Raw genomic sequence first — 6,736 nt, 5'->3', positions numbered from 1 at the left:
TACTACATGGTACCTCAGGTAACAGAAGTCATTAGCAACAAAGACGATCTGATGCACAAGTTTGACTCGATCAAAACCTACTTTAAAGACAGTCCTTATTTAAGCAATATTGATCTTTCAGATACTGCCTTAATGGGAGCGCTTCAAAAAGCAGCTAAATTCATACCCAATATTCTGAATTCCGTTGCAGAAGTGGGTGTCAATATATTGGTTGCTTTGTTTGTTTTGTATTTCATGTTGGTTAGCAGCAAAAAATTGGAACAAACCATCTATCAAGCGATCCCTTTCACCAAGGCCAGTAAAGCCGAATTGTGGAAAGAGTTTGACATGATGGTAAAATCCAATGCAATCGGTATCCCGATTTTGGCCATGTGCCAAGGTATTGTAGCCGGTCTTGGCTATTGGTTCTTTGGCTTGGAAAGCCCTATCTTTCTAGGGATACTCACCGCTGTTTCCACCATAATTCCTATTTTGGGAACGATGGTAGTCTATCTACCGGCAGCGCTTTTTCTACTTGCGAATGGGCAGTCCGGAAATGCAATAGGTCTTGCCTTATACGGGATCATTATCATCGGGAGTATTGATAATGTCCTTCGGTTTACCATATTGAAAAAGTTGGGCGATGTACATCCATTAATAACCGTGTTCGGGGTATTGTTAGGATTAAATCTATTTGGTATGCTGGGATTGATCTTCGGTCCGCTCATTTTATCCTGCGTTAGCGTACTCCTGAAAGTCTACAGTATTGAATTTGGACGAAGTACGCCTGAAATCATTCAATCTACCTCATTGACAGACACAAAGTCTACTCATGACAGCCCTGACATTATAGAATAAGGGCACTTCAATAGGTTAAGTTGATTTGATCACAAATGCATCAATATCCAGTAAACTGTCATAAATGAGATTCAACGATTGATAATCCCTTTTTTTTCATAGTTTTGAATCATTAATACAATAGATTGTTCAATGCTTTCTACACAGAATTTGACAATTTATTAAGCATAAATATTAAAACGATAAAATCACTAAAACTGATTTAAAAGCAAACGTATTCTATGAATAAAAAGATAATCTTAGGAGTGACTGTAGCATTGGCTGCCGGAATTCTTTCCTCATGTAACAACAACAAACCGAAAACAGATCATACTGCAAATACGACCCAGGAAGCCAGCGCTGAAAGCCATGACCATGCAGGTCACGATCATGCAGGCCACGACCATAGTCAAGCTGCACCAACGCAATCTTCCGACCCTGCAGCCATTCTCCCTAATTTCACATTTTATCAGCTTCGTTCGGGCATCCGTGTTACGCAGGAAAACGTTGCCAAAGACAAGAATACCGTGTTTATCCTATTTGATCCAGGATGTAGTCATTGTCAACATGAAGCTACGGAGCTAGAAAAGAATATTGATCGTATAAAAGACGTCAATATCTATTATATTTCCATGAATGACCCGGCATTAGTATTAGGTTTTTTTGACACATTCGCTCCTAAGCTATCCAAAGCATCTAATGTAGAGGTATTGATTGATAAAGACCAAACGTTTATACAAACAATCCATGTGCCTTCACAATTTCCGGCAAATTATGTGTATGGTGCGGATGGAAAGCTAAAAGCGCATTGGGAAGGTGAAAAAAATATTAACGAAGCAATAAGCCAATTTCATAAATAATCTGAAATGCTAAACATAGCAATCAATGGATTCGGACGTATCGGTAGAAATACACTACGTAATATCTTTTTAAGGGGGGCTTTCGATGAACTGAATGTCATCGCTATCAATGATCTGACAGACACCAAGACGTTGGCCCATCTATTTAAATATGATTCTGTACATGGTCCTTTTCCTGGTACTGTGACGCACGACGACAAACATATTATTGTCAATGATCTTTCCATCTTGGTCACCAATGAAAAAGATCCCGCGGCATTGCCTTGGAGGGAGCTTCAGATTGATGTTGTCATAGAATCTACGGGGTACTTTACCAGTCGTGACAAAGCGTCGTTGCACTTGGAAGCTGGTGCAAAAAAAGTGATTATTTCCGCACCGGCACAAGATAAAGACATTCCAACAGTGGTATTGGGCATTAATGATCGTGTCATTGATTTATCTGCTTCGATTTTATCCAATGCCTCCTGTACAACAAACAATGTTGCTCCCCTAGTTAAAATATTGGATGAAAATTGGGGCATCAAAGATGGTTATATTACCACGGTTCACTCCATGACTGGAGACCAGAATCTTCACGACGCACCACATAAAGATTTAAGGAGAGCGCGGGCAGCATCGTCGGCGATCATTCCAACAACTACTGGTGCTGCTAAGGCGATAACCAATGTCTTTCCACATTTGCAGCATAAATTAGGGGGCGCAGGCATACGTGTACCTGTACTTAATGGCTCATTGACGGACTTTACCTGTACACTTGAGAAAGAAACCACGGTAGAAGAAATTAATAAAGCGTTCAAAGCAGCAGCAGAAAACGACTTAAAAAATGTATTATTTTATACAGAAGACCCCATAGTTTCGGTAGATATCATCAATAACCCCTATTCATGTGTATTTGATGCCCAGTTAACCTCGGTAGTGGGTGGTCTGGTCAAGGTTGTGGGCTGGTATGACAATGAATTTGGTTATTCTAATCGTTTGGTTGACCTCCTGATCAAGATCGACAAGCTTGTATAATCAGCTGCCCTGCAGCATCTTACGATAGGTTCCGGTATAAAAAAAGCGTCTTTGCCAGCTATAGTTGACAAGGACGCTTTTTTCTTCACGCCTTAATTTTACATTTCCCCTTCTACGCCTAAGCCAAACAACGCAAAATCATACTTGACCGGATCCAGCGGATCTAGTAGGCGTAGATTAGCCGTTAATTCCTGGGCTGTTTTCCAATTCACTTTATCCAATGTAATTAGACCAAATTTACGGGCAACGCGCTCAACATGAACATCGCACGGACAGATTAGATCTTTTGGGGACAGACGGTGCCAAATCCCAAAGTCTACCCCTTTTGTATCTTTTCTGACCATCCAACGTAAAAACATATTGATCCGCTTGACGGTTGACTTCTGTGCTGGACTACTAATGTGTTTCCGTGTGCGAACAGGATAATCAGGCAACGAAAAGAAATAGGTTTTAAAGGCATTCAGTGCCATTTCTAAGTCAACCTCCTCCCTGTTCTCCTGCCCTACAAGAAAAGCATCTTCTAAAGATTCGAAATGCTGATAGTGATGCTTAAAAAAAGAAACAAAATAAAGAATATCGGTATCATTGAACGTGCGGTGTTTAAATCCCAGTAAGGTTTTTAAATCCTGCTCTTGGTGATTGACGATATAATCGTATGGTGAACCATCCATTCGAGCCACCAGCTCGTTGCATTTATTGATAATCGTCTTTCTTTGCCCCCAAGCCATAATGGAAGCCAAGAATCCCATGATCTCAATGTCCTGCTTCGCTGAAAATTGATGCGGAATGGATATGGGATCATTTGGAATAAAACCAGGTTGATTATATTCATCAACTTTCTTATCCAAGAAATCTTTCAGATCAAAATCAACTGCCATGCTAATCCTTATCTTCCTGTCTGCAATATGCCTTTACAAATCTTTGCGATCAAGCCTGGACCTTCGTAGATAAAACCGGTATAAACTTGAATAAGACTGGCTCCAGCATCTAACTTCTCTATGGCATCTTTCGCCGAATGAATCCCCCCTACACCAATGATAGGAAATGCCTTGTTGGACTTTTCACTTAAGTAGCGAATAACTTCTGTTGAACGCTTGGTCAAAGGACGTCCACTTACCCCGCCCGCTTCATTAATAAGTTCCTGTTGACTCTTTAAGCCTTCTCTTGAAATTGTTGTATTCGTTGCGATGACACCTGCAATTTGTGTCTCCAATACGATCTCGACGATATCATCCAATTGACTATCCGTCAAATCAGGTGCTATTTTAAGCAGAATTGGCTTCGGAGCTATTTTAGCGACGTTGAGGCTTTGTAAAGTATTTAATAGATGTTTTAAAGGTTCCTTTTCCTGCAAATCGCGTAAGCCCGGTGTGTTCGGGGAGCTCACATTGACAACAAAATAATCCACGTAGTCAAACAATGCATTGAAGCAATAAATGTAGTCATTGACAGCTTCTTCATTAGGCGTCACCTTATTCTTACCGATATTCCCCCCTATTAACAATCCTTTTCGATCCTTTAGATTTTTCAATCTTGTGGCAGCAACGTCTGCCCCTTGATTATTAAATCCCATTCTATTGATCAAAGCTTCATCGGAAACAAGTCGGAACATCCTGGGTTTATCGTTGCCCGGTTGTGGCTTAGGAGTTACCGTTCCAATTTCGATAAAACCAAATCCCAAATTAGTCATATCTGCAATATATTCCGCATTTTTATCAAAGCCAGCAGCAAGGCCCACAGGATTTTTAAATTTCAATCCAAAGACTTCGCGTTCCAAACGTGGATCTTCCACGGTAAAAAAAGCATTCAATGATTGTTTGGCGCCCCAAATTTTTGAGAAAACATTCAATCCACCGGTCACTTTATGGTGAGCCGTCTCCGGATTCATTGTAAAGAATATAGGTTTGACTAATTTATACATAATCGCAAAGTTACTCAAAGAAGAAGAAATATTCATTACTTTTGTACTTTTGCAGTTGAAATGATATCAATAAATAATTTAACATTTGAAATAGGATCTCGCGCTTTATATGACGAAGCAAACTGGCATATCAAACCAGGAGATAAAGTTGGCTTGATCGGTGCCAATGGTACAGGTAAATCGACTTTACTTCGCCTTATTGTCGGTCAATATACGCCCACATCAGGAACGATTTCCATGGCGAAGGACCTTAAGATTGGTTATTTAAACCAGGACTTATTGTCGTACCATTCTGACAAAAGCATTCTGCATGTTGCCATGGAAGCTTTTGAGCGCCAAAATCAATTACATGCCGAAATCGAAGACTTACTCCACAAACTAGAAACAGATTATTCGGATGACATACTGAATAAACTAAGCGATAAACAAGTAGAATTTGAGGCCTTAGATGGTTATAACATCGAATTTAAGGCCCATGAAATCCTTGCTGGTCTAGGTTTTTCGGAAGAAGAACAAAAAAGACCATTGGCCACTTTCTCTGGAGGGTGGCGTATGCGGGTTATGCTTGCCCGTATCTTATTGCAAACTCCGGATATTCTGTTACTGGATGAGCCGACCAACCACATGGACTTACCTTCCATTAAATGGCTGGAGAACTATCTGCAAGCCTTTGATGGGGCCATTGTGATTGTTTCCCACGATCGATATTTCCTTGACCGCATCATCAAGAAAACGGTAGAATCACGTAAAGGAAAATTAACACTTTATGCAGGTAATTACAGTTTTTATCTTGAAGAGAAGGAATTACGAAATGAATTGCAGGCCAATCAGTTTAAAAACCAGCAAGCCAAGATAAAACAGGAAGAACGTTTAATTGAGCGTTTCCGCGCTAAGGCTTCCAAAGCCAAAATGGCGCAGTCGCGGATCAAAGCGTTGGATCGCTTGGAGAGAATTGACGATGTTGACGATGACAACCCTACAGTAAACTTCAGCTTTAAATTTTCAAAACCTTCAGGTCGTCACGTTGTGACGTTGGAAAATATTTCCAAGTCCTACCCTAACCTGGAGATCTTAAAAAATACCTCAGCAATTATAGAAAAGGGTGATAAGATTGCACTAATTGGTGCCAATGGTAAAGGTAAATCTACCCTCTTACGTATCGTGGCTAACGCGGATCACGAGTTTGAAGGAAAAGCAGAGCAGGGACACAACGTGTCGCAAACATTTTTTGCCCAACACCAACTGGAAGCCTTACACCTGGAAAATTCCATCCTTGCCGAGTTACAAACTTTCGCACCGAAGCATACAGAGACCGAATTGCGCTCCATTCTTGGATGTTTTCTATTCACCGGAGACGATGCTTTCAAAAAGATCAAAGTACTTTCCGGAGGCGAGAAATCACGTGTGGCTCTTGCAAAAGCATTAACCGCAGACGCGAACTTCTTAGCGCTCGATGAACCTACCAACCACTTGGATATGCAGTCTGTCAACATTCTGATCCAGGCTTTGCAGCAATACGAAGGTACATTTATCGTTGTATCCCACGACCGGTATTTCTTGGACAATGTGGCAAACAAAATCTGGTACATTGAAGACAAACAGATCAAGGAGTACCCAGGTACTTACCAGGAGTATGAAGAATGGGCTGCAAAACGCGTTGTGAAAGCGGAGGTAAAAACCGAGAAAAAAGTCAAGGAAGAACCCAAAGTAAAGAAGGAGAAACAACCTCTTACGGAAGATAAGACACGTTTGTTGAGCAAGAAAAATAAGGAGCTAACGTCTTTTGAACAAAAAATTGAGGAGCAGGAAATTTTAGTCAAAAACTTAGAATCGAAGCTTGCGGACGAAGCGGTTTATTCGGATGCGACTAAGTTACAGGAAACTACACGTTCTTACAACTCAGCAAAGGCATTATTGACACAATTCCAGGAGAGTTGGGAGCAGTTGGCGGAAGAAATCATGGATTTGGAAAATGATTAATTTTTTTGGCTTAAAATCAGCTTATTAAGCATTAGAGCGTGATTTTAAGCCAAAATTATTTGCAGGAATAGGATTAAAGCCCTACTTTTGCATCACTTCAAACAAGGAACGGTAGTTCAAAAATAAAGAAGTAAGATTCCGTAGC

At 40.6% G+C, this 6,736-nt stretch carries 6 protein-coding genes; 4 read left to right on the top strand and 2 right to left on the bottom strand.

All coding sequences use genetic code 11. The features are described 5' to 3' along the window. The 3 genes from B2X72_RS24890 to gap all read left to right on the top strand — a co-directional run. The coding region (locus B2X72_RS24890) for an AI-2E family transporter (RefSeq protein WP_286851958.1) at nt 1-837 on the top strand (837 nt) is incomplete at its 5' end. Nucleotides 838-1,058: 221 nt separating this feature from the next. After that, complete coding sequence (locus tag B2X72_RS24885) at nt 1,059-1,676, top strand: TlpA family protein disulfide reductase (protein ID WP_075992786.1); 618 nt, start codon at nt 1,059-1,061, stop codon at nt 1,674-1,676. 6 nt (nt 1,677-1,682) lie between these two features. Beyond that, nucleotides 1,683-2,690 carry a type I glyceraldehyde-3-phosphate dehydrogenase gene (gene gap / locus B2X72_RS24880; RefSeq protein WP_075992787.1) on the top strand — a complete coding sequence of 336 codons (1,008 nt, stop codon included), beginning with the start codon at nt 1,683-1,685 and terminating at the stop codon, nt 2,688-2,690. Nucleotides 2,691-2,788: 98 nt separating this feature from the next. Here the strand turns inward: gap and B2X72_RS24875 are convergent, their stop codons facing one another. Then, on the bottom strand, nt 2,789-3,568 hold the full coding sequence (locus tag B2X72_RS24875; protein ID WP_120334283.1) for a TIGR02757 family protein: 780 nt from the start codon (nt 3,566-3,568) through the stop codon (nt 2,789-2,791). An 8-nt stretch (nt 3,569-3,576) separates the two neighbouring features. Beyond that, nucleotides 3,577-4,611 (bottom strand): quinone-dependent dihydroorotate dehydrogenase, encoded by a 1,035-nt coding sequence (locus B2X72_RS24870; RefSeq protein WP_286851955.1) that lies wholly within the window; start codon nt 4,609-4,611, stop codon nt 3,577-3,579. Nucleotides 4,612-4,671: 60 nt separating this feature from the next. On the opposite strand from B2X72_RS24870, the gene B2X72_RS24865 reads away from it, so the two are divergent. Continuing rightward, complete coding sequence (locus B2X72_RS24865) at nt 4,672-6,591, top strand: ABC-F family ATP-binding cassette domain-containing protein (protein ID WP_145326822.1); 1,920 nt, start codon at nt 4,672-4,674, stop codon at nt 6,589-6,591. Nucleotides 6,592-6,736 lie beyond the last annotated feature (145 nt).

The organism is Sphingobacterium sp. UBA7253 (assembly GCF_002472745.1).
Classification (GTDB): Bacteria; Bacteroidota; Bacteroidia; order Sphingobacteriales; family Sphingobacteriaceae; genus Sphingobacterium; species Sphingobacterium siyangense.
The sequence above is the reverse complement of the archived record's forward strand: the minus strand, read 5'-3'. Positions and strand labels throughout refer to the sequence as shown.

What these genes read in the sequence shown, in the direction of transcription:
- B2X72_RS24870 (WP_286851955.1), bottom strand. Translation starts at nt 4,611, where the DNA reads ATGTATAAATTAGTCAAACCTATATTCTTTACAATGAATCCGGAGACG.
- B2X72_RS24865 (WP_145326822.1), top strand. Translation starts at nt 4,672, where the DNA reads ATGATATCAATAAATAATTTAACATTTGAAATAGGATCTCGCGCTTTA.
- gap (WP_075992787.1), top strand. Translation starts at nt 1,683, where the DNA reads ATGCTAAACATAGCAATCAATGGATTCGGACGTATCGGTAGAAATACA.
- B2X72_RS24875 (WP_120334283.1), bottom strand. Translation starts at nt 3,568, where the DNA reads ATGGCAGTTGATTTTGATCTGAAAGATTTCTTGGATAAGAAAGTTGAT.
- B2X72_RS24885 (WP_075992786.1), top strand. Translation starts at nt 1,059, where the DNA reads ATGAATAAAAAGATAATCTTAGGAGTGACTGTAGCATTGGCTGCCGGA.